The organism is Streptomyces sp. NPDC033270 (assembly GCF_055576575.1).
In genome coordinates, this window is the sequence record NZ_JBVIRA010000025.1 from 92,226 (window position 1) to 110,892 (window position 18,667).

17 protein-coding genes are annotated in these 18,667 nt (G+C 70.3%); 12 read left to right on the forward strand and 5 right to left on the reverse strand.

Annotation, left to right across the window (positions count from 1 at the left end; genetic code table 11):
* The first annotated feature begins 204 nt into the window (after positions 1-204).
* Positions 205-1,710 carry an RDD family protein gene (locus ACZ5XZ_RS29825; protein ID WP_468983456.1) on the forward strand — a complete coding sequence of 502 codons (1,506 nt, stop codon included), beginning with the start codon at positions 205-207 and terminating at the stop codon, positions 1,708-1,710.
* A gap of 126 nt (positions 1,711-1,836) precedes the next feature.
* Positions 1,837-2,541: an RDD family protein gene (locus ACZ5XZ_RS29830; RefSeq protein ID WP_468983457.1), complete on the forward strand. Its 705-nt coding sequence runs from the start codon at positions 1,837-1,839 to the stop codon at positions 2,539-2,541.
* Between the two features lie 103 nt (positions 2,542-2,644).
* Here the strand turns inward: ACZ5XZ_RS29830 and ACZ5XZ_RS29835 are convergent, their stop codons facing one another.
* Positions 2,645-2,992, reverse strand: coding sequence for a hypothetical protein (locus ACZ5XZ_RS29835; RefSeq protein WP_468983459.1), 348 nt, complete (start codon positions 2,990-2,992; stop codon positions 2,645-2,647).
* Positions 2,993-3,399: 407 nt separating this feature from the next.
* Between ACZ5XZ_RS29835 and ACZ5XZ_RS29840 the strand changes: the two genes are divergently transcribed.
* Together ACZ5XZ_RS29840 and ACZ5XZ_RS29845 are read left to right on the forward strand one after the other, a co-directional pair.
* The gene (locus ACZ5XZ_RS29840) at positions 3,400-5,790 is read left to right on the forward strand and encodes an immune inhibitor A domain-containing protein (RefSeq protein WP_468983462.1); all 2,391 of its coding nucleotides are present in this window, start codon (positions 3,400-3,402) and stop codon (positions 5,788-5,790) included.
* Between the two features lie 117 nt (positions 5,791-5,907).
* A complete protein-coding gene (locus tag ACZ5XZ_RS29845) occupies positions 5,908-6,300 on the forward strand; it encodes a hypothetical protein (RefSeq protein ID WP_468983464.1) in 393 nt (130 codons plus the stop codon).
* A gap of 113 nt (positions 6,301-6,413) precedes the next feature.
* Here the strand turns inward: ACZ5XZ_RS29845 and ACZ5XZ_RS29850 are convergent, their stop codons facing one another.
* Both ACZ5XZ_RS29850 and ACZ5XZ_RS29855 read right to left on the reverse strand, forming a co-directional pair.
* On the reverse strand, positions 6,414-7,010 hold the full coding sequence (locus ACZ5XZ_RS29850; protein ID WP_468983466.1) for an isochorismatase family protein: 597 nt from the start codon (positions 7,008-7,010) through the stop codon (positions 6,414-6,416).
* A gap of 438 nt (positions 7,011-7,448) precedes the next feature.
* Positions 7,449-8,777 (reverse strand): nicotinate phosphoribosyltransferase, encoded by a 1,329-nt coding sequence (locus ACZ5XZ_RS29855; RefSeq protein WP_468983469.1) that lies wholly within the window; start codon positions 8,775-8,777, stop codon positions 7,449-7,451.
* Positions 8,778-9,022: 245 nt separating this feature from the next.
* Here ACZ5XZ_RS29855 and clpS point away from each other — a divergent pair, with 245 nt between their 5' ends.
* The 8 genes from clpS (at position 9,023) to ACZ5XZ_RS29895 (ending at position 15,362) form a co-directional block, all read left to right on the forward strand.
* Entirely contained in the window at positions 9,023-9,376 is a 354-nt protein-coding gene (gene clpS, locus ACZ5XZ_RS29860; RefSeq protein ID WP_467666290.1) for an ATP-dependent Clp protease adapter ClpS, read from the forward strand.
* Complete coding sequence (locus ACZ5XZ_RS29865) at positions 9,373-9,966, forward strand: DUF2017 domain-containing protein (protein WP_468983472.1); 594 nt, start codon at positions 9,373-9,375, stop codon at positions 9,964-9,966. Before clpS ends, ACZ5XZ_RS29865 begins: the two co-directional genes overlap by 4 nt.
* Positions 9,967-10,476: 510 nt before the next feature.
* Entirely contained in the window at positions 10,477-11,928 is a 1,452-nt protein-coding gene (locus ACZ5XZ_RS29870) for an amino acid permease (RefSeq protein ID WP_468983474.1), read from the forward strand.
* A gap of 104 nt (positions 11,929-12,032) precedes the next feature.
* The gene (locus ACZ5XZ_RS29875) at positions 12,033-12,458 is read left to right on the forward strand and encodes a M67 family metallopeptidase (RefSeq protein ID WP_468983476.1); all 426 of its coding nucleotides are present in this window, start codon (positions 12,033-12,035) and stop codon (positions 12,456-12,458) included.
* Between the two features lie 209 nt (positions 12,459-12,667).
* Positions 12,668-12,841 (forward strand): putative leader peptide, encoded by a 174-nt coding sequence (locus ACZ5XZ_RS29880; protein ID WP_384440676.1) that lies wholly within the window; start codon positions 12,668-12,670, stop codon positions 12,839-12,841.
* Positions 12,842-12,973: 132 nt separating this feature from the next.
* The gene (locus tag ACZ5XZ_RS29885) at positions 12,974-13,252 is read left to right on the forward strand and encodes a MoaD/ThiS family protein (protein ID WP_468983479.1); all 279 of its coding nucleotides are present in this window, start codon (positions 12,974-12,976) and stop codon (positions 13,250-13,252) included.
* A 1-nt stretch (position 13,253) separates the two neighbouring features.
* Positions 13,254-14,204, forward strand: coding sequence for a PLP-dependent cysteine synthase family protein (locus ACZ5XZ_RS29890; protein ID WP_468983481.1), 951 nt, complete (start codon positions 13,254-13,256; stop codon positions 14,202-14,204).
* Between the two features lie 405 nt (positions 14,205-14,609).
* Positions 14,610-15,362: an MBL fold metallo-hydrolase gene (locus ACZ5XZ_RS29895; protein WP_384440685.1), complete on the forward strand. Its 753-nt coding sequence runs from the start codon at positions 14,610-14,612 to the stop codon at positions 15,360-15,362.
* A 248-nt stretch (positions 15,363-15,610) separates the two neighbouring features.
* On the opposite strand, the gene ACZ5XZ_RS29900 is transcribed toward ACZ5XZ_RS29895, so the two are convergent.
* Complete coding sequence (locus tag ACZ5XZ_RS29900) at positions 15,611-16,882, reverse strand: PTS transporter subunit EIIC (RefSeq protein WP_468983483.1); 1,272 nt, start codon at positions 16,880-16,882, stop codon at positions 15,611-15,613.
* A gap of 276 nt (positions 16,883-17,158) precedes the next feature.
* Entirely contained in the window at positions 17,159-18,472 is a 1,314-nt protein-coding gene (locus tag ACZ5XZ_RS29905) for a PTS transporter subunit EIIC (RefSeq protein ID WP_468983486.1), read from the reverse strand.
* Positions 18,473-18,667: the final 195 nt, after the last annotated feature.

Consider the following 18,667-nt stretch of genomic DNA (forward strand, 5'->3'; position numbering starts at 1 on the left):
TGGGACGGGCCCGCACACAAGGAGAGAGGCGCCGGACACCGGACCCTTACACGACTTCGTACAACTTTTTTCCGCAGCCTCTTCCAGGTGGTCGTGGCGGGCGGGAGCACCGATGTGACCCGCGGTCTGATAGATGTGGACGCCGCGTTGCGGCAGACTGCTGCCCACACCCACCAGGCCGAGTACAGATACGGGACTTCGGACATGAGCGCCCCTACCTCAGGATCCGCCGGCGGCAGCCCCACGCCAGGCTTCTACCCGGACCCGTCCATCCCCGGCTACATCCGGTACTGGAACGGTGCCGCATGGGTGCCGGGCACCAGCCGGCCCGCCCCCGCCGAAGGCGAGGCCATGCCCGCGCCGCCGCCCGGCGCGACGGCACCGCCGGCCCCCGCCACCGTCGAGGAGACCGGGCCGGTCTTCCTCGACGAGGAGCCGGCCGGCGACCTCGGGCTCCCCGCGGTCCGCGGCGGCGAGGCCGCGGCCGCACCCGCCGCGAGCTGGGACGACCCGGCCCGGCTGCACGGCACCAGCCCCGAACCGGCCTCCGCCTGGCAGGCCGACGCCTCCCGGCAGAGCGGCTTCGGCGGCGAGGCCGACCGCCGGGTCTCCTGGGGCTCGCCGGACCAGGCGCCCTCGGGCACCCCCTCGGGCGCCGCCGCCTGGGGCACCGTGCCGCCACAGCGCGACGAGCAGAGCGGTGACGGGGCCGCGGCGGGCGAGGCGCCCGGCACGCCCTCGTCCGCCACCCCCGCCTCGCGCCCGCCCGAGGCCCCGGCCGACGGAACGGTCACCATCCGCGCCGTCAACCCGGCGGCCCGCCGCGGCCCGGCCTCCGGCGACCAGGGCACCACGGCGATCCGCGCGGTACGGCCCACCACCGACCAGCCCGCCGAACCCGCCAAGGCCAACGAGACCATGGCGATCCGCGTCGCGGGCGCCGGGCGGCCGCAGTCCGCCGCGCCCGGCGGCGGCGCCCCGCAGTCGCTGCCGTCCGTCGGCGGCCGCCAGCAGGGCGCTGCGGCCCCTGCGCACCAGGCCCCTGCGCACCAGAACCCGGCCCAGCAGAACCCGGCCCCCCAGAGCCCGGCACAGCAGCACCCCGGCCGGCAGGCGCCCGCGCCCTCGGCCGGCCTCCCCGCGCAGGGCGCCGGCGCCGAGGGCGTCATCCCCTGGAAGCCACCGACCGACTCCGACCCCTTCTTCGCCGCCGCGCAGGCCGCACAGGGCCACCCGGCCGGGCTCGGCCGCAGGCTCGCGGCCCGGCTGATCGACACCCTGGTCCTGGGCGCGATCACCGCCGCCGTGGCCGTCCCCATGTGGAGCACCGTCACCGACCACCTCGACGCCAAGGTCGAGGCGGCCAAGCAGTCCGGCCGCCAGGTGACGGTCTACCTGGTCGACGGCACCACCGCCCCGGTCTTCGCCACGATCCTGGCCGTCCTGCTGATCGGCGGTGCGCTCTACGAGGCGCTGCCGACCCTCAAGTGGGGCCGCACCCTGGGCAAGAAGCTGTGCGGCGTACGGGTCCTCGACATCGAGAGCCACGACAGCCCGACGCTGGGCGCCGCGCTCAAGCGCTGGTTCCTCTACAGCGTGCTCGGTGTGCTGGCCGTCGGTGTGGTGAACGTGGCGTGGTGCCTGTTCGACCAGCCGTGGCGGCAGTGCTGGCACGACAAGCTGGCGCGCACCTTCGTCGCGTCCGACTGAGCCCGCCGCGCTCGCCGCGGCCGCCGGCCGCCCGTCCCGGCGGCGGAGCACCCGCCGGGACCGCCCCGGTAGCCCGAACGGACTTCGCCGGATGCGGTCCGCCCCGACAAGGGGTCGACTCGGGCCATGAGTACCGAGCAGCCCGGCAACGGCTCACCCGGCAACGGCTCACCGCAGGGCGGCGGCACGGGCGGCGGCGAAGGCCCGCCGCCGGGAGGCCCGCCGCCCCCAGGGGGCCAGCCGCCGCCGGGAGGCCCGCCGCCTCCGCCGCCTCCTCCGCCGCCTCCGCCGCCGGGAGGGGCGCCGTACGGTGGCGGCCCGTACGCCGGCGACCCCTACGGCGGGCAGTACGGGGCGGCCGATCCGCTGGCCGGGATGCCGCCGCTGGCCCACCGCGGCCGGCGGCTGGTGGCGCGCATCATCGACGCGATCCTGATCGGTGTGCCGGTGTCCCTGATCATGACCGCGATCGTCGGCGGCGTGGACTACTTCAGCACCAGCAACGTGCAGGCCGGCAAGCAGTCGACGGTATCGGGCGTCACGATGCTGGCCTACCTCGTCTACGAGGGGCTGATGCTCTCCAGCCGCGGACAGACCGTCGGCAAGATGGCGATGAAGATCCGGGTCGCGATGCTCGCGAACGGCTCGATCCCGACCGCCCAGGCCGCCTGGATCCGCGCCGCGGTCTACACCCTGCCCGAGATCGTGCCCTGCTGCGGCTTCGTCTTCTGGCTGGTCAACGTCCTGTGGTGCACCTGGGACAAGCCGTATCAGCAGTGCCTGCACGACAAGGCCGCGAAGACCGTCGTGGTGTCCACGGAGACGGGCTGAGGGTCGTCCCGTAGCGACGGGACGGCACACGACCCGGCGACGAACCACCGGACAGGCCCCCACGGCTCACACGGGTGCCCGCTTCCCCGCGCGTGCTCGCCGGTCAGTGCGCGTGCTTGCCGCCCTCCGCGGCGCCGGCCGCCGAGGCGACCCGGGCCCGTCGCACCCCGCCGTACGGCGACGAAGCCGGTGACGGCGTCTGCGTCGGCAGGGGCTGCAACTCCCCGGGCGCGGCGGGCGACTTGGCCCGTACGACATGCCGCCGGACCACCCGCGACACCCCCGGAATCGGTGCCGTCATGGCGACGAGCAGGCCGAGCCCGAGCCCGGCGATGGCGATGACCGCGACCCCGATCCCGGTCTCCGTCTGGGAGAGCAGCAGCATCGCGAGGGTGGAGAGAAAGACGGTGGCCGAACCGTAGGCGAGCTGGGTGGCGGTCGGACGAGGCATGGCGGAATCCGTCCTCGGAGGGTCGGCAGGGGTGTCGGTCAAGGGCGCGCCATCACACGAGCCTACGGTCCTTACTGCCCGAGCGGAACGCCAAGTAAGCGTGACCTAACCCACGAGGCGGAGGCATAGGGGGCGCACGCGGCACCGCGTGTTCGAACGCCTGGGCGTGTCATGGCTGTTCGGGTGGGGGCGCATGTCCGGTGGGCATATACGCCCGGCCCCTGCCCGCCCGGATGCCGTCATCGACCGGTGTCCGAGAGTCGCCGCACGCGGTGTCCGATAGCCGCCACGCGTGAACCGGTTAACGTACTGGCCTGACGCGGCCAAGTCAAGACCTGTCTTTTCCCCCGTACTTCCGGTCGAATGCCCTCCAAACAACGACCGCGTCTAGGGGAGGACAGCGCCAAGTGAGAGACCACAGAAAGGTGTTCAGACCGGCCGCTCTGGCCACGGCGATCGCCGTGATCGGGGCGGCCGCTCTGTCGTCGGGGGTGGCCACCGCCGACCCCCAGGGGCCGTCGTCCGTCGCCAAGCGCCATGACCCGGCGCCCGAGCGGACCGTGGACCACGACCTCAAGGGGCCGTTCAGCGACAAGCAGGAGGCCGCGCACAAGGAAGCACTGCAGCAGGTCATCTCCGGCGACGCCAAGGCCACCGAGCGCAACGGCTCCCAGGTCGTCAAGCTCGGCAGGAGCAAGTACGTCGAGCTGGCCCGGGAGAAGACCGACAAGATCTTCACCATCCTCGTGGACTTCGGCGACAAGGTCGACGACACCACGATGTTCGACCCGGACGGCGACGGACCCAAGCCCCCGGTGAAGAAGTACGGCGGCGACCCGGGCCCCGCGCACAACCAGATAGCCGAGCCGGACCGTGCCAAGGACAACAGCACGGCCTGGCAGAAGGACTACAACCAGCAGCACTTCCAGGACCTGTACTTCTCGCACGCCAAGAAGAAGCAGTCGCTCGCCAAGTACTACGAGAAGCAGTCCTCGGGCCGCTACTCCGTCGACGGCGAGGTCTCCGACTGGGTCAAGGTCGACTACAACGAGGCCCGCTACGGCTCCAACTACTGCGGCCAGACCAACTGCGCCAGCGCCTGGGACCTGATCCGCGACGGCGTCAACCAGTGGGCCAAGAACCAGAAGGCGGCCGGCCGCACCGACGCCCAGATCAAGACCGACCTCGCCAAGTACGACCAGTGGGACCGCTACGACCACGACGGCGACGGCAACTTCAACGAGCCCGACGGCTACCTCGACCACTTCCAGATCGTGCACGCCGGCGAGGACGAGTCCGCGGGCGGCGGGGTCCAGAAGACCAACGCCATCTGGGCACACCGCTGGTACGCCTACGGCACCGACGCCGGCAAGACCGGCCCCGAGGGCAACAAGGCCGGCGGCACCCAGATCGCCGACACCGGCATCTGGGTCGGCGACTACACCATGCAGCCGGAGAACGGCGGCCTCGGCGTCTTCGCCCACGAGTACGGCCACGACCTGGGCCTGCCGGACGAGTACGACACCTCCGGCACCGGCGAGTCCTCGGTGGACTTCTGGTCGCTGATGTCGGGCGGCTCCTGGCTCGGCACCGGCAAGGACTCCATCGGCGACCTGCCCGGCGACATGAGCGCCTGGGACAAGCTGCAGCTGGGCTGGCTCAACTACGGCAAGGCGAAGGCCGCCACCAGCTCCACCCACAAGCTGGGCGTCGCCGAGTACAACACCAAGGACAAGCAGGCGGTGGTCGTCGAACTGCCCGCCAAGGCGGTCAAGACCGACATCGTCGCGCCCGCGGAAGGCTCCCGGCAGTGGTGGAGCGACATGGGCAACGACCTGAAGAACACCCTGTCCCGGCCGGTGGACCTCACCGGTAAGGCCAAGGCGTCGCTGACGCTCAAGGGCTGGTGGGACATCGAGAAGGACTACGACTACCTCTACGCCGAGGTCTCCACCGACGGCGGCAGCAACTGGACGGCCCTGGACGGCACCGCGGGCGGCAAGGCCATCCCGCGCGACGGCAGCGACAAGCCCGCACTGACCGGCAGCGTCACCGCCTACCAGGACCTCGTCTACCCGCTCGACGCCTACGCGGGCAAGAAGATCGACCTGCGCTTCCGCTACCAGACCGACGGCGGCGCGGCCCAGAAGGGCTTCGCGGCCGACAGCATCGGCGTCACCGCCGACGGCCAGGCGCTGTTCAGCGACAACGCCGAGGGCGACGACAACGGCTGGACCAGCAAGGGCTTCTCGCGGATCGGCGCGTCCTTCACCAAGGACTACCCGCAGTACTACCTCGCCGAGAACCGCCAGTACGTGTCGTACGACAAGACCCTCAAGGTCGGCCCGTACAACTTCGGCTGGACCACCGACAAGCCGGGCTGGGTGGAGCACTTCCCGTACCAGAACGGCGTGCTGATCTGGCTGTGGGACACCTCGCAGCCCGACAACAACGTCGGCCAGCACCCCGGCTACGGGCAGATCCTCCCGGTCGACGCCCACCCCAAGGCCGAGCGCTGGGCCGACGGCAAGCTGATGCGCAACCGCTTCCAGTCCTACGACTCGACCTTCACCCGCTACCGGACCGACGCGCTCACCCTCCACAGGGACGGCAAGCCGGTCACGATCGAGTCCAAGCGCGGGGTGACGCTCTTCGACGACCGGAACGGCGTCTACTACGACAAGGCGAACCCCACGGGCGGTGTGATCGTTCCTGACACCAACACCCGGATCAAGATCACCAAGGAGGCCGGCGATGGCTCCTCGGTGACGGTTCAGGTGAGCCGCGCAGGTAAGTAAAAGATAAAAGTCGCAGGTCAGAGCCGAATCGGCCGTCGCCCACTAGCGGGCGACGGCCGATTCGCGTTTAGATGCGTCCTGCAGTTCCTTGTTGACGCCGAGTCTCACGGGGGAGATATGTCCATGTCCGGTGGCGGCTTCATCAGGCTTCCCGGCGGAAGCGTGGTGGTCGCCCTGTCGCTGCCCAGACCGCCCCACGGGACGCGGTCCGGCCCGTACGACTGCGGGTGCCGGGTCCGGGTCCTGGTCCATGCCGTGAACCGCCAGCGCGCCCTGACCAGGCTGCGCAACCTCGGTCTGCGCGCCGTCTACCTCCGCGGCAACACCGAGCCGCCCACCCCGGACGAGGTCACGGCCGTGCTCCACCACCCCGACGGCCTGGTCTGGCGCGAGGCCCCGGGCGACGACACGGAGTCCTGGCACCCCATACGGGCCCTGTGGCGCCCCCGGGCCACTCCGGCACCGCCCCCCTCGGCCACCGGGCCGGCGGGCAGCGGGCAGGCCGCGTAAGGACCGCGGCTGCCGCGGGCCGAGGACGCACCCTCGCCCCGCGGCAGCCGGCTCACCGGTCACTGCCTACCGGTCACCGCTGACCGGTTGCTGCCTACTTGCTTGCCTACTGCCTACTGATCGGCGACGACCGGCTTGCCGGTCAGCTCGGCGCCCGCGGCCCGCAGCTCCTCGATGGCCCGCTCGGTGGTGTGCGCGAGGACGCCGGCCGTCAGATCCAGCAGGACGTGGGTGCGCAGCCCGGCCTGCAGCGCGTCGAGGGCGGTGGCCCGCACGCAGTGGTCGGTGGCGATACCGACCACATCGACCTCGGTGACGTCCCGCTCGCGCAGCCAGTCCGCGAGCGGGGTGCCGTCCTCGTCCGCCCCCTCGAAGCCGCTGTACGCGGCCTCGTAGGCGCCCTTGTCGAAGACCGCGTCGATCGCGCCGGAAGCCAGGGCCGGGGCGAAATTGGGGTGGAAGCTGCTGCCTTCGGTGCCGGCGACGCAGTGCGGCGGCCAGGAGTGCTCGAAGTCGGGGTGGTCGGAGAAGTGATCGCCCGGGTCTATGTGGTGGTCCCGGGTGGCCACGACATGGCGGTAGCCGCCGCCTGCCGCCTGGCCGATCAGGTCGGTGATGGCCGCCGCCACCTCCGCACCTCCCGCCACCGCGAGGCTGCCGCCCTCGCAGAAGTCGTTCTGCACGTCAACGACGATCAGTGCCCGATGCATGGTGCGTGCCTTCCGGCTGGGAGTTGGGGGGAGGGGCGCGAAGTGATGGTGTGACCGAGGGTAGCCACTTGCGGGTGATTGCGGGAGTGGATGACCGAACTCGTCCCCATGCCCGCACCCTCCCTTCGCGTTACATCGTGTGATAAATTCAAGGAACTAGTCACTCTCTGTAATCGTTGCCGGATTAAGGAGGAGGCGGCGCGGCGTCAAGGCGACGTCGCACCAGGCGCACCCCCGTAACCCCTGTCACACCAGGCGCACCCCGGTAGCCCACTCGGCCGGGCGGCCTGGCGGTCCTCCACGTCCCAGGCGGCCTGATGGCCCCACAGGGACCGGGCGGCCTGATGGCAGTGCAGGTGCCGGGCGGCCCGGTTGCCCTACAGGCGTCAGGCGGCCTGGTGGCCTACAGGGACCGGGCGGCCTGGTGGCCTGGTGGTCCTACACGTACTCGGTGGGAATGACCGCTTCCCCCCGAGACAGCTGGGTCGCCGACAGCGGCAGCCCGGCGCGGGCGGCGATGTGCCGGTCGCGGGCGGCGTCCAGTGGCTCGCGGGCCACCACCCTGCCGGCGCTCACCAGCGGGATCTGCAGCTGCTGGTCCGCCAGCTCCGCCGGGACCGGCCCGGTGCCGACGACCTCGGCCGACGCCACGCCGTCCTCGTCGAGCCGGCGGGCGGCCCACTTGCGGCCGCCCACCGAGGTCTTGGCGCCCATCGACTTCTTCGCGACCGGCCGCAGCGGGGCGCCCGGCTCGTTGCTGTCGGCGCGGGCGACCAGCTTGTAGACCATCGAGCAGGTCGGGTGCCCGCTGCCGGTCACCAGCTGGGTACCGACGCCGTACGCGTCCACCGGCGCGGCGGCCAGTGAGGCGATGGCGTACTCGTCCAGGTCGCTGGTCACCACGATCTTGGTCTTCTCGGCGCCCAGCTCGTCCAGCTGCTGGCGCACCCGGTGGGCGATCAGCAGCAGATCGCCGGAGTCGATCCGTACGGCGCCGAGGCCGGGGCCGGCCACCTCCACGGCGGCGCGCACCGCCTCGGTGACGTCGAAGGTGTCCACGAGCAGGGTCGTGCCGCTGCCGAGGGTGTCGACCTGTGCGGTGAAGGCGTCCCGTTCGGTGTCGTGCAGCAGGGTGAAGGCGTGTGCGCTGGTGCCGACGGTGGGGATGTTGTAGCGGAAGCCGGCAGCCAGGTCGGAGGTGGCGTGGAAGCCGCCGACGTAGGCCGCGCGGGACGCGGCCACCGCCGCGAGCTCGTGGGTGCGGCGGGCGCCCATCTCCATCAGCGGGCGCTCGCCGGCCGCCACCGACATCCGGGAGGCGGCCGCGGCCACCGCGGAGTCGTGGTTGAGGATCGAGAGGATCACCGTCTCCAGGAGGACCGCCTCGGCGAAGGTGCCCTCGACCCGCAGGATGGGGGAGCCGGGGAAGTAGACCTCGCCCTCCGGGTAGCCCCAGATGTCGCCGCGGAAGCGGAAGTCGGTCAGCCACTGGAGGGTCGGCTCGTCGAGGATGCCGCGCTCGCGCAGAAAGCCGAGGATCGTCTCGTCGAAGCGGAAGTTCTCCACCGCGTCCAGCACCCGGCCGGTGCCGGCCACCACGCCGTAGCGGCGGCCCTCGGGCAGTCGGCGGGTGAAGACCTCGAAGACCGACCGGCGGTCCGCGGTGCCGGACCGCAACGCGGCCTGCAGCATGGTGAGTTCGTACTGGTCGGTGAAGAGCGCAGTCGACGGCACGGCCACCGGCAGCCCCAGGTCTGCTGTGTTCATGCAGAAGATGCTACCCCCATTACTCGTCACTTTGACGATAGTGGGATGGAGGCCTCCGCTTATCCCCCGGGGCGCCCTTGGGTCACTCCCCTGGGGCGCGTCCGCCGTCGGCCCCAGGGCGCGCGTGCATCACTCCCCAGGGCGGGTGTGCGTCACCCCCTGGAGCGGATGTGCGCAACGCGCCGACGCGGCACGCCCGAGGGGCGTTTGTGCGCCGTCCGCCCCCGGGTGGCAGCATGGGGCCTGTGAGCGCCCACCCGTCCCCCACGATCACGCTCCGGCCGCATCGCTGCACACTCAGCGTCCCGGTCGAGATCGAGCGTCCCGAGTCGAGCGAGGCCCCCTTCGAGGTCACCGAACCCGACGTCCCGTGGGTCACGATCGTCCACAACGACCCCGTCAACCTCATGAGCTACGTCTCCTATGTCTTCCAGACGTACTTCGGCTACTCGAAGGACAAGGCGCACCAACTGATGCTCGACGTCCACCACAAGGGCCGCGCGGTGGTCTCCAGCGGCAGCCGTGAGGAAATGGAACGGGATGTGCAGGCCATGCACGGCTACGGCCTGTGGGCGACCCTGCAGCAGGACCGCCGATGACCGGGCACTTCGAGCCGCTGCCCGACGGCGGCGCCGCCGTCCCCCTCGACGAGGTCGAGATCTCCATCCTGCGCAGCCTGGCCGTCCAGCTGATGGAGCTGATCGGGCCGGGCGAGCAGCCCGCCGACGGCGAGGACGAGGACCTGCTGGCGTCGATCTTCAACGACGGCCCCAGCGAGCCGCCCGCCGACCCGGTGCTGGCCCGTCTCTTCCCCGACGCCTACGGCGGTCCCGACCTCGTCCCCGATGACGACGTACGCGCCGCCTCCGCCGAGTTCCGTCGCTACACCGAGAACGACCTGCGCTCGCGCAAGCGGGAGGACGTCCTGGCGCTGATCCGCGGGCTGGACACGCTGTCGCCGGCCGGGGGAGACGCCGTGCTGCGGCTGAAGCCCGACGAGTGCCGGCAGTGGCTGGGCGCCCTCAACGACCTCAGGCTGGCCATCGGCACCCGCCTGGAGGTCACCGACGAGGACGACGGCGGCGAGCTGCTGCGCCTGCCGGACAGCGATCCGCGCAAGCCGATGGTGATGGCCTATCTCTGGCTCGGCGGTCTCCAGGAGACTCTCGTCGAGTCGCTGATGGGTTGAGTCGATGGTGTGCGGCTGAGTGTCGATGGTGTGTGGGTCGCTCGATGGTGTGCGGCTGAGCCGATGGTGTGTGGCTCAGTCGACGGTGTGCGGCTGAGTCGACAGTGAGTGGTCGCGTCGACGGCGCGGAGTCGAGCCGGCGGTGAGGAGTCGAACCGGCGGATCGGATTCCGGCACACCGGGGCGTACCGCCCGGATCTCGGCGCGGGACGTCCGTGCGGTGTTCGCTCAGCGGATGCTCAAATCCGGATAACGATCGCATCACACCAACCCGGACATCCTGTAGGTTTCTGCGGTGTTTGTCCCGTTCTGCTGGCCTTGTGGCGTGCGGCATCCCTAGGCGATCAACGAAGTTGCGTGATAAATGTTCACGACCTGCCGTCAGTGACACCACCCCTGTCGCTGCGGGAGCGCTGTGCCGGCCGACCGTCGGCGTGCAGGAACTCCATCCGGGGGGATCGGGACCCGATCCGGACAGACCGGGTCGGTATGGAGAAAGGCACACCATTCATGACCTCTGTGCAGGTCGACAAGCAGCACGACGGCAACGAGGCAGCTGGAAATGCCCCTGAAGAGGGCTATCAGCGGGGGCTGGGAAACCGTCAGATCCAGATGATCGCCATTGGCGGCGCCATCGGTACCGGCCTCTTTCTGGGCGCCGGAAAGGCGATCTCCAAAGCCGGGCCGAGCATCATCCTCGCCTACGCCATCGTGGGTCTGGTCATCTTCTTCATCATGCGGGCCCTGGGCGAACTGCTCATGTACCGGCCCGTCTCCGGCTCGTTTTCGGAGTACGGCAGGGAATTCCTCGGCCCGTTCATCGGCTTTGTGACCGGCTGGACGTACTGGCTGTTCTGGGTGGTCACCGGCATCACGGAAGTGACCGCCGCAGCCACGTATGTGCAGTATTGGAACGAGGGCATACCGCAATGGGTCTCGGCGCTCGTCTTCACGTGCGCGCTCTTCGGTATCAACCTGATCTCCGTGAAGATCTTCGGTGAGCTGGAATTCTGGTTCTCGATGGTCAAGGTCACCGCGATCATCGGCATGATCCTGATCGGCCTCGGCGTGATCCTGCTCGGTTTCTCCGACGCCGGTGACACCGCCTCCTTCACCAATCTGTGGTCCGACGGCGGGTTCTTCCCCAAGGGCATCGGCGGCACGCTGATGACGCTGCAGATCGTGATGTTCGCCTTCCTCGCCGTCGAGCTCGTCGGCGTCACCGCGGGCGAGGCGACCAACCCGAAGAAGGTCCTGCCCCAGGCCATCAACACCGTGCCGTGGCGGATCGGCCTCTTCTACATCGGTGCGCTGATCATCATCCTGTCCGTCGTCAGCTGGACGGTCTTCGAGCCGGGTGTCAGCCCGTTCGTCCGCGCCTTCCAGGAGATCGGCCTGCCCGCCGGCGCCGGCATCGTCAACTTCGTCGTGCTGACCGCCGCGCTCTCCTCGGCCAACTCCGGCATGTACTCCACCGGCCGGATGCTGCGCGACCTCGCGCTCAACGGCCAGGGCCCGAAGCTCTTCACCAAGCTGAGCAAGAACGGGCTGCCCACCTGGGGCACCGGCGTCTCGGTCGGCATGATGCTGTTCGGCGTGTGGATCAACTACCAGTGGCCGGGCGAGGCGTTCAACTACGTCGTCTCCTTCGCCACGATCTCCGGCATGTGGGCCTGGATCGTCATCCTGGCCTCGCAGCTGCGCTACCGCGCCAAGGCCAACCGCGGCGAGCTGCCGCAGTCCGGCTTCAAGGCCCCCGGCGCCCCGTACACCTCGATCTTCGCGCTGGCCTTCATCGGCATGGTGATCGTGATGATGGGCGTCGACAAGGACGCCCGGATCTCGCTCTACGCGGCTCCCGTGTGGGCGGTCATCCTGGGTGTCGGCTACCTCGCCATCAAGCGGCGGGACGCCGCCGGCGGGTCGGAGGCCGTGTCGGCCGGGCAGGACTCCAAGAGCTGAGGCGCCATCCCGGACGAACGGGGTGAATCCCCGGGCTGTCCAGCATGCGGGCCTGTGCGTACCACTCTTCGGTACGCGCGGGCCCGCTGTCTATTCTTGGCGCCATGCTGACCCTCACCAAGGCCCTCTACGACCAGATCGTCGAGCACGCCCGCCAGGACCACCCCGACGAGGCCTGCGGCGTGGTCGCGGGGCCGGCCGGCACCGGCCGCCCCGAGCGGTTCATCCCCATGCTGAACGCCGCCCGCTCGCCCACGTTCTACGAGTTCGACTCCTCGGACCTGCTCAAGCTCTACCGCGAGATGGACGACCGGGACGAGGAGCCGGTGATCATCTACCACTCGCACACCGCCACCGAGGCCTACCCCTCGCGCACCGACATCTCCTACGCCAACGAGCCCGGCGCCCACTACGTGCTGGTCTCCACCGCCGACACCGACGACGCCGGGCCCTTCCAGTTCCGCTCCTTCCGGATCGTCGACGGCGAGGTCGCCGAGGAGGAGGTCGAGGTCGTACCGGCGTACTCCTGAGGCACTCCGGGTGCACTCCGGCTGCACTACGGGCGCGCTCCGGGCGTGCTCCGGGCGCACTTCGTACCTGCTCCGGACCTGCTCCGGACGCGCCCCGCGGTGGCGCCCCCGGCCCGCATCCAAGATCGCGTCCCAACTGGTGTACACCGAACGTCCGCATCATGGGACGAGGTTCCAATACCCGGACCGGGAATCGATACGATGACCGCATGGTTGACCACGACGTGAGCGAGAAGAGGACGGGCATGCTGCTGCACGCTCCGCTCGCCACGCGTCGCTCCGCATCCGCCCTGCTGGGCGCGTTCGGCTGCGGAGCCGCACGGCTGCACGTCGATCTGTGCCGCCTGTCCAGCGCCATGTGTCCGCGCTGCGCCGCCGTCTGACCCGGCCCGCATCAGGCGCGCGGCGCGTGCCACCGGCACCGAAGCACTCTCCCCGCCACCCGGCACGCCTGCCGCCGTGCGACGGGACGTACCGCACCTGCCACCGCACCCACTCCCACAGGAGCACTCCTCATGGCCATCGAGGTCCGAATCCCGACCATCCTGCGCACCTACACCGACGGCCAGAAGGCCGTCGAGGGCAGCGGAGACACCCTCGCCGACCTCTTCAAAGACCTGGAGAGCCGGCACGCCGGTATCCGCGACCGTCTCGTCGACGGTGAGCAGCTCCGCCGCTTTGTGAACGTCTACCTCAACGACGAGGACGTCCGCTTCCTGGAAGGCATCTCCACCAAGCTGGCCGACGGCGACAGCGTCACGATCCTGCCGGCCGTGGCCGGCGGAATGGTCTGACGTGCGGTACGACTCTCCGCTGGCGGCGGTCGGGAACACCCCTCTCGTCCGCCTCCCGCGCCTCTCGCCCTCTGAGGACGTCCGCATCTGGGCGAAGCTGGAGGACCGCAACCCCACGGGTTCGGTCAAGGACCGCCCGGCCCTGCACATGATCGAGCAGGCCGAGAAGGACGGCCGGCTGACCCCCGGCTGCACCATCCTGGAGCCGACCTCCGGCAACACCGGCATCTCGCTCGCCATGGCGGCCAAGCTCAAGGGCTACCGCATGGTGTGCGTCATGCCGGAGAACACCTCCTCCGAGCGGCGCGAGCTGCTCGCCATGTGGGGCGCCGAGATCATCTCCTCGCCCGCGGCCGGCGGCTCCAACACCGCCGTCCGGGTGGCCAAGGAGCTCGCCGCCGAGCACCCCGACTGGGTGATGCTCTACCAGTACGGCAACCCCGACAACGCCGGTGCGCACTACGCCACCACCGGCCCCGAGGTCCTCGCCGACCTGCCCTCGATCACCCACTTCGTCGCGGGGCTGGGCACGACCGGCACCCTGATGGGCGTCGGCCGCTATCTGCGCGAGCAGGTGCCCGGCGTGCAGATCGTCGCCGCCGAGCCGCGCTACGACGACGTCGTCTACGGCCTGCGCAACCTCGACGAGGGCTTCATCCCCGAGCTCTACGACGAGTCCGTGCTCACCACCCGCTTCTCGGTCGGCTCCGAGGACGCGGTCCGCCGTACCCGCGAACTCCTCGCGCAGGAAGGCATCTTCGCGGGCATCTCCACCGGTGCGGCGCTGCACGCCGCGATCGGCGTCGGCAAGAAGGCGGTCAAGGCGGGCCGGAGCGCCGACATCGTCTTCATCGTCGCCGACGGCGGCTGGAAGTACCTCTCCACCGGCGTGTACACCGCCGAGTCGACGGAGGCGGCCATCGCCACCCTCCAGGGCCAGCTCTGGGCGTAGGCCCCCGAAGGCCGCGGCGCGGCCGGTGCCGCTCCCTTCCCGGGACCTCCCGGACCCTCGCCGCCGCGGCCGATCGCCGCGGCGGCGGCCTTTTGCCGGCGGCGCGGCGCCGGGGTGATCGCCCACGCGGGTCGCGGTGCGGCGCGGGACACGGCGACGGCGCCCTGCGTACGGGCGTACGGGCCGTCAGCCCGGACTGGTGATTCCGCCCACAGCTCGCCCCGCTGGAGGAGCCACGCGACCTTTTGCGCCTTACGCTCGGGGCACCGCACAGACCGCTCAAGGACCCGGCACCGACCCGGTAAGGCCGCCGGGACCCCCGCATGGACCCTTCCCCGAGCTCTCAACGGCGTTCGAGCAGGGGAGGCTCCCATACCGCCCCCGCCCACGGAGGTTCACGCCCGTATGAAGCTCACCGTCGTCGGATGCTCGGGGTCGTTCCCTTCCATGGAATCGGCCTGTTCGAGCTACCTCCTGGAGGCCGACGGCTTCAGGCTGCTCCTCGACATGGGCAACGGCGCCCTCGGCGAGCTGCAGCGCCACTCCGGCCTCTACGACCTCGACGCCGTGGTCCTGTCGCATCTGCACGCCGATCACTGCATCGACCTGTGCGGATATTTCGTGGTGCGCTACTACCGCCCGGACGGTGGGCGGTGCGCGCCGATGCCGGTCTACGGGCCGGCCGGCACCGAGCGCCGGCTGACCGTCGCGCACGCCGATCTTCCGCACGACGGTGCGATGAGCGAGGTCTTCGAATTCCGCACGCTGGAACCGGGCACCTTCACCGTCGGGCCGTTCACGGTCCGTACGGAGCGGGTCAGCCACCCGGTGGAGGCGTTCGGCTTCCGTATCGAGCACGACGGCAGCTCCCTGACGTACTCGGGTGACACCGGCCCCTGTGACGCGCTGGACGCCCTGGCGTCCGGGACCGACTTCTTCCTGTGCGAGGCGTCCTTCACCTACGGCAAGGAAGACATCCCCGACCTGCACCTCAACGGCCGGGAGGCCGGTGAGCACGCGCGGCGGGCGGGCGCCGGCCGGCTGGTGCTGACCCACATCCCGCCGTGGACCGACCCGGACATCAACATCCGTGACGCGCAGAAGGTCTACGACGGCCCGGTCGAGGTCGCCAAGGCGGGGGCGGTGTACGAGATCTGAGCGGCGGGCGCCAGGGGGCCATTAGGGGGCGTGCGAACGCATTCCGTAGGGGATGCGAAGGCCCCCTGAGGGGCCACAACGGGGTGGGGCCGGGGTGGTATTCCCGCGTGTCGGGGCGGGGCGCGAGAGCTGCGCATCAACGCCGAAGGGCCCCGGGAGAACCGACGCCGAAGGCCTAGGAAGGACCAATGCCGAAGGGCCCCGGAACCAGACGGTTCCGGGGCCCTTCGGCGTCGGTGCCGGGGCGGCTAGGCCTTGAACTGGGCCTTCTCCAGTTCGGCGATCTCCTCGTCGGACTCGCGGCCCGGTGTGGGGATGTTGAACTTGGTGATGGCGAAGCGGAAGACCACGTAGTAGACGACGGCGAAGCACACGCCGACCAGTGCCAGCATCAGCGGTTTGGTCGCGATGCCCAGGTTGAGCACGTAGTCGATGGCGCCGGCGGAGAACCCGAAGCCGTCCTTCATGCCCAGTGCCCAGGTCAGCGCCATCGAGACGCCGGTCAGCACCGCGTGGATCGCGTAGAGCACCGGGGCGATGAACATGAAGGTGAACTCGATGGGCTCGGTCACGCCGGTGACGAAGGCGGTGAGCGCGAGGGAGAACATCATGCCGCCGACGGCCTTGCGGCGCTCGGGGCGGGCGCAGTGGGTGATCGCCAGGCAGGCGGCCGGGAGGGCGAACATCATGATCGGGAAGAAGCCGGTCATGAACTGCCCGGCGCTCGGGTCGCCGGCGAGGAAGCGGGCGATGTCGCCGTGCTTGCCGTCGTAGTCGCCGGCCTGGAACCAGGGGAAGGAGTTCAGCAGGTGGTGCATGCCGACCGCGATCAGACCGCGGTTGGCGACGCCGAAGATGCCCGCGCCGACGGCGCCGGAGCCGACCAGCCACTCGCCGAAGTTGTGCAGTCCGGCGCCGAGGACCGGCCAGACGTAGCCGAAGACGATGCCGATCAGCAGACCCGCGAAGGACGCCAGGATCGGGACCAGGCGGCGGCCGCTGAAGAAGCCCAGCCAGTCGGGGAGCCGCTTGCGGCTGTAGCGCTGGTAGAGCAGGGCGACCACGATGCCCATCACCACGCCGCCGAGGACCTTGGCGTCCGCGGGCTGGGCGACCTGGACGATCTTCCCGTCGACCACCTTGTCGACCTTAGCGAGGCTGTCGTCCGAGAACGTCGCCAGCACCTTGCTGAAGACCAGGTAGCCGACGACGGCGGCGAGTCCGGTGGAGCCGTCCGCCTTCTTGGCGAAACCGATGGCGATACCCACCGCGAACAGCAGCGGCATGTTGTCCAGGAGTGCGCCGCCGCCCGCCGCCATGAACTCGGCGAGCTTGTTGAGGAAGTCGGGGAGCGACTCCCGGCCGAGCAGGTCGGGCTGGCCCAGGCGGACCATCAACGCGGCCGCGGGCAGCGTGGCGATCGGCAGCATGAGGCTGCGGCCGATGCGCTGGGCCACTGCCATGGCGTTGGAGCCGCGGCCCTTCTTCTCGGGGGCCGCCGTGGCGGTGGCCGAACTCATCGGATTCCTCCTGGAGAGGCGGGCGCTCGAAAAGGGGGGACGGCCCGCTCGTTGGTCTACACCTTGGTCTACACCACCGGTGGTTTAGACCATTCTTAGCACGGAGCCCCGGCGCAAAGGAATCCATTCTTCCAAGTGGTGTGGACCACATGACGACCGGCCCCCCGGCCGGGCCGCTCAAGGGCCGCAGAGCGCGGCACAGAAGGCCAGGTGGGACGCCATGGAGCCGTCACCGGCGGGAAAGCGGGCCGGGAATCCGCCGGGGTCGCGCAGGCCTTACTTGATGTTCTCCCGCTCCATCGCATCGCCGATCTCATCCGGTTCGCGACCCGGCGTCGGCAGATCGAATTTCGTGATCACCAAGCGGAAGACGACGTAGTAGACCGCCGCGAAACACAGGCCGATGGGAAGGAGCAGCCAGGGCCTGGTCGCCAGCCCCCAGTTGATGACGTAGTCGATCAGCCCCGCCGAGAAGCTGAAGCTGTCGTGCACCCCCAGGGCCCAGCTCACCGCCATCGACACCCCCGTCAGCACCGCGTGCAGCACGTACAGCGCCGGCGCGACGAACATGAACGCGTACTCGATGGGCTCGGTCACGCCCGTCACGAACGACGTCAGACCGACCGAGAGCATCATGCCCGCGATCTCCTTGCGGCGATGCGGGTGGGCGCAGTGCGCGATCGCCAGGGCCGCCGCCGGCAGCGCGAACATCATGATCGGGAAGAATCCCGTGGTGAACTGCCCCGCACTCGGGTCGCCCGCCATGAAACGGTTGATGTCGCCGTGGACGACCGTGCCGTCCGGCTTGGTGAAGCTGCCGAACTGGAACCAGACGAAGGTGTTCAGGAACTGGTGCAGGCCCACCACCAGCAGGGCGCGGTTGGCGACGCCGAAGATGCCCGCACCCCACGAACCCAGATCCGAAAGCCACTCGCTGAAACCGGTCAGCGCCTCACCGATCGGCGGCCACACGAACAGGCACGCCACCGCGAACACCAGGCCGACGAACGCCATGACGATCGGGACCAGTCGGCGGCCGTTGAAGAACCCCAGCCAGTCCACCAGCTTCACCCGGTGCAGGCGCATCCAGAAGAAGGCGGACGCGAAGCCCATGACGATGCCGCCGAAGACCCCCGGATTCTGGAACGCGGCCTGCGTCACCTTCGCCCCGGAATCCACGCACACCCCGCTCCACAGCCCCGCCTGGGTGTACGTCTGGCCCGCGACGCAGCCCGCCGGGAACGCGTGCAGCACCGAGAAGTAGACGAGGAAGCCGGTCACCGCGGCCAGCGCCGTCGAACCGTCCGACTTCTTCGCCATACCGATCGCCACGCCGACACAGAACAGCAGCGGCAGCCCCAGCCCCGAGTCCAGCAGCGCCCCGCCGGCCGCCGCGAACACCGTGCCGACCGCGTCCCAGCCCAGCCCGTCCTTGCCGAACACATCCGGCTGGCCCAGACGGTTGAGGATGCCCGCGGCGGGCAGGACCGCAATCGGCAGCTGCAGACTGCGCCCCATCTTCTGCAGCCCCTGGAAGAGGTTCGCCCCCCAACTCCTCCCCGGTGCCTCAGCCGCCGCGTTCGAGCTCATCTGACTCCTCCCGGCGGTCGGCCCGTCGGCAACACGCCCCGGCGCTTGCCGCATACTGATGGTGTAGACCACTTGGTGGGGGGGGGGGGGGGGGGGGGGGGGGGGGGGGGGGGGGGGGGGGGGGGGGGGGGGGGGGGGGGGGGGGGTGGGGGGGGGGGGGGGAGGAGAAGAAAAGGGGGGGGGAGAGGCGGGTGT

Bases quoted from the DNA above. Each gene is read 5' to 3' on its own strand.
- ACZ5XZ_RS29825 (WP_468983456.1), top strand. From the start codon at position 205: ATGAGCGCCCCTACCTCAGGATCCGCCGGCGGCAGCCCCACGCCAGGC.
- ACZ5XZ_RS29830 (WP_468983457.1), top strand. From the start codon at position 1,837: ATGAGTACCGAGCAGCCCGGCAACGGCTCACCCGGCAACGGCTCACCG.
- ACZ5XZ_RS29835 (WP_468983459.1), bottom strand. From the start codon at position 2,992: ATGCCTCGTCCGACCGCCACCCAGCTCGCCTACGGTTCGGCCACCGTC.
- ACZ5XZ_RS29845 (WP_468983464.1), top strand. From the start codon at position 5,908: ATGTCCATGTCCGGTGGCGGCTTCATCAGGCTTCCCGGCGGAAGCGTG.
- ACZ5XZ_RS29850 (WP_468983466.1), bottom strand. From the start codon at position 7,010: ATGCATCGGGCACTGATCGTCGTTGACGTGCAGAACGACTTCTGCGAG.
- ACZ5XZ_RS29855 (WP_468983469.1), bottom strand. From the start codon at position 8,777: ATGAACACAGCAGACCTGGGGCTGCCGGTGGCCGTGCCGTCGACTGCG.
- ACZ5XZ_RS29865 (WP_468983472.1), top strand. From the start codon at position 9,373: ATGACCGGGCACTTCGAGCCGCTGCCCGACGGCGGCGCCGCCGTCCCC.
- ACZ5XZ_RS29870 (WP_468983474.1), top strand. From the start codon at position 10,477: ATGACCTCTGTGCAGGTCGACAAGCAGCACGACGGCAACGAGGCAGCT.
- ACZ5XZ_RS29875 (WP_468983476.1), top strand. From the start codon at position 12,033: ATGCTGACCCTCACCAAGGCCCTCTACGACCAGATCGTCGAGCACGCC.
- ACZ5XZ_RS29880 (WP_384440676.1), top strand. From the start codon at position 12,668: ATGGTTGACCACGACGTGAGCGAGAAGAGGACGGGCATGCTGCTGCAC.
- ACZ5XZ_RS29885 (WP_468983479.1), top strand. From the start codon at position 12,974: ATGGCCATCGAGGTCCGAATCCCGACCATCCTGCGCACCTACACCGAC.
- ACZ5XZ_RS29895 (WP_384440685.1), top strand. From the start codon at position 14,610: ATGAAGCTCACCGTCGTCGGATGCTCGGGGTCGTTCCCTTCCATGGAA.
- ACZ5XZ_RS29900 (WP_468983483.1), bottom strand. From the start codon at position 16,882: ATGAGTTCGGCCACCGCCACGGCGGCCCCCGAGAAGAAGGGCCGCGGC.
- ACZ5XZ_RS29905 (WP_468983486.1), bottom strand. From the start codon at position 18,472: ATGAGCTCGAACGCGGCGGCTGAGGCACCGGGGAGGAGTTGGGGGGCG.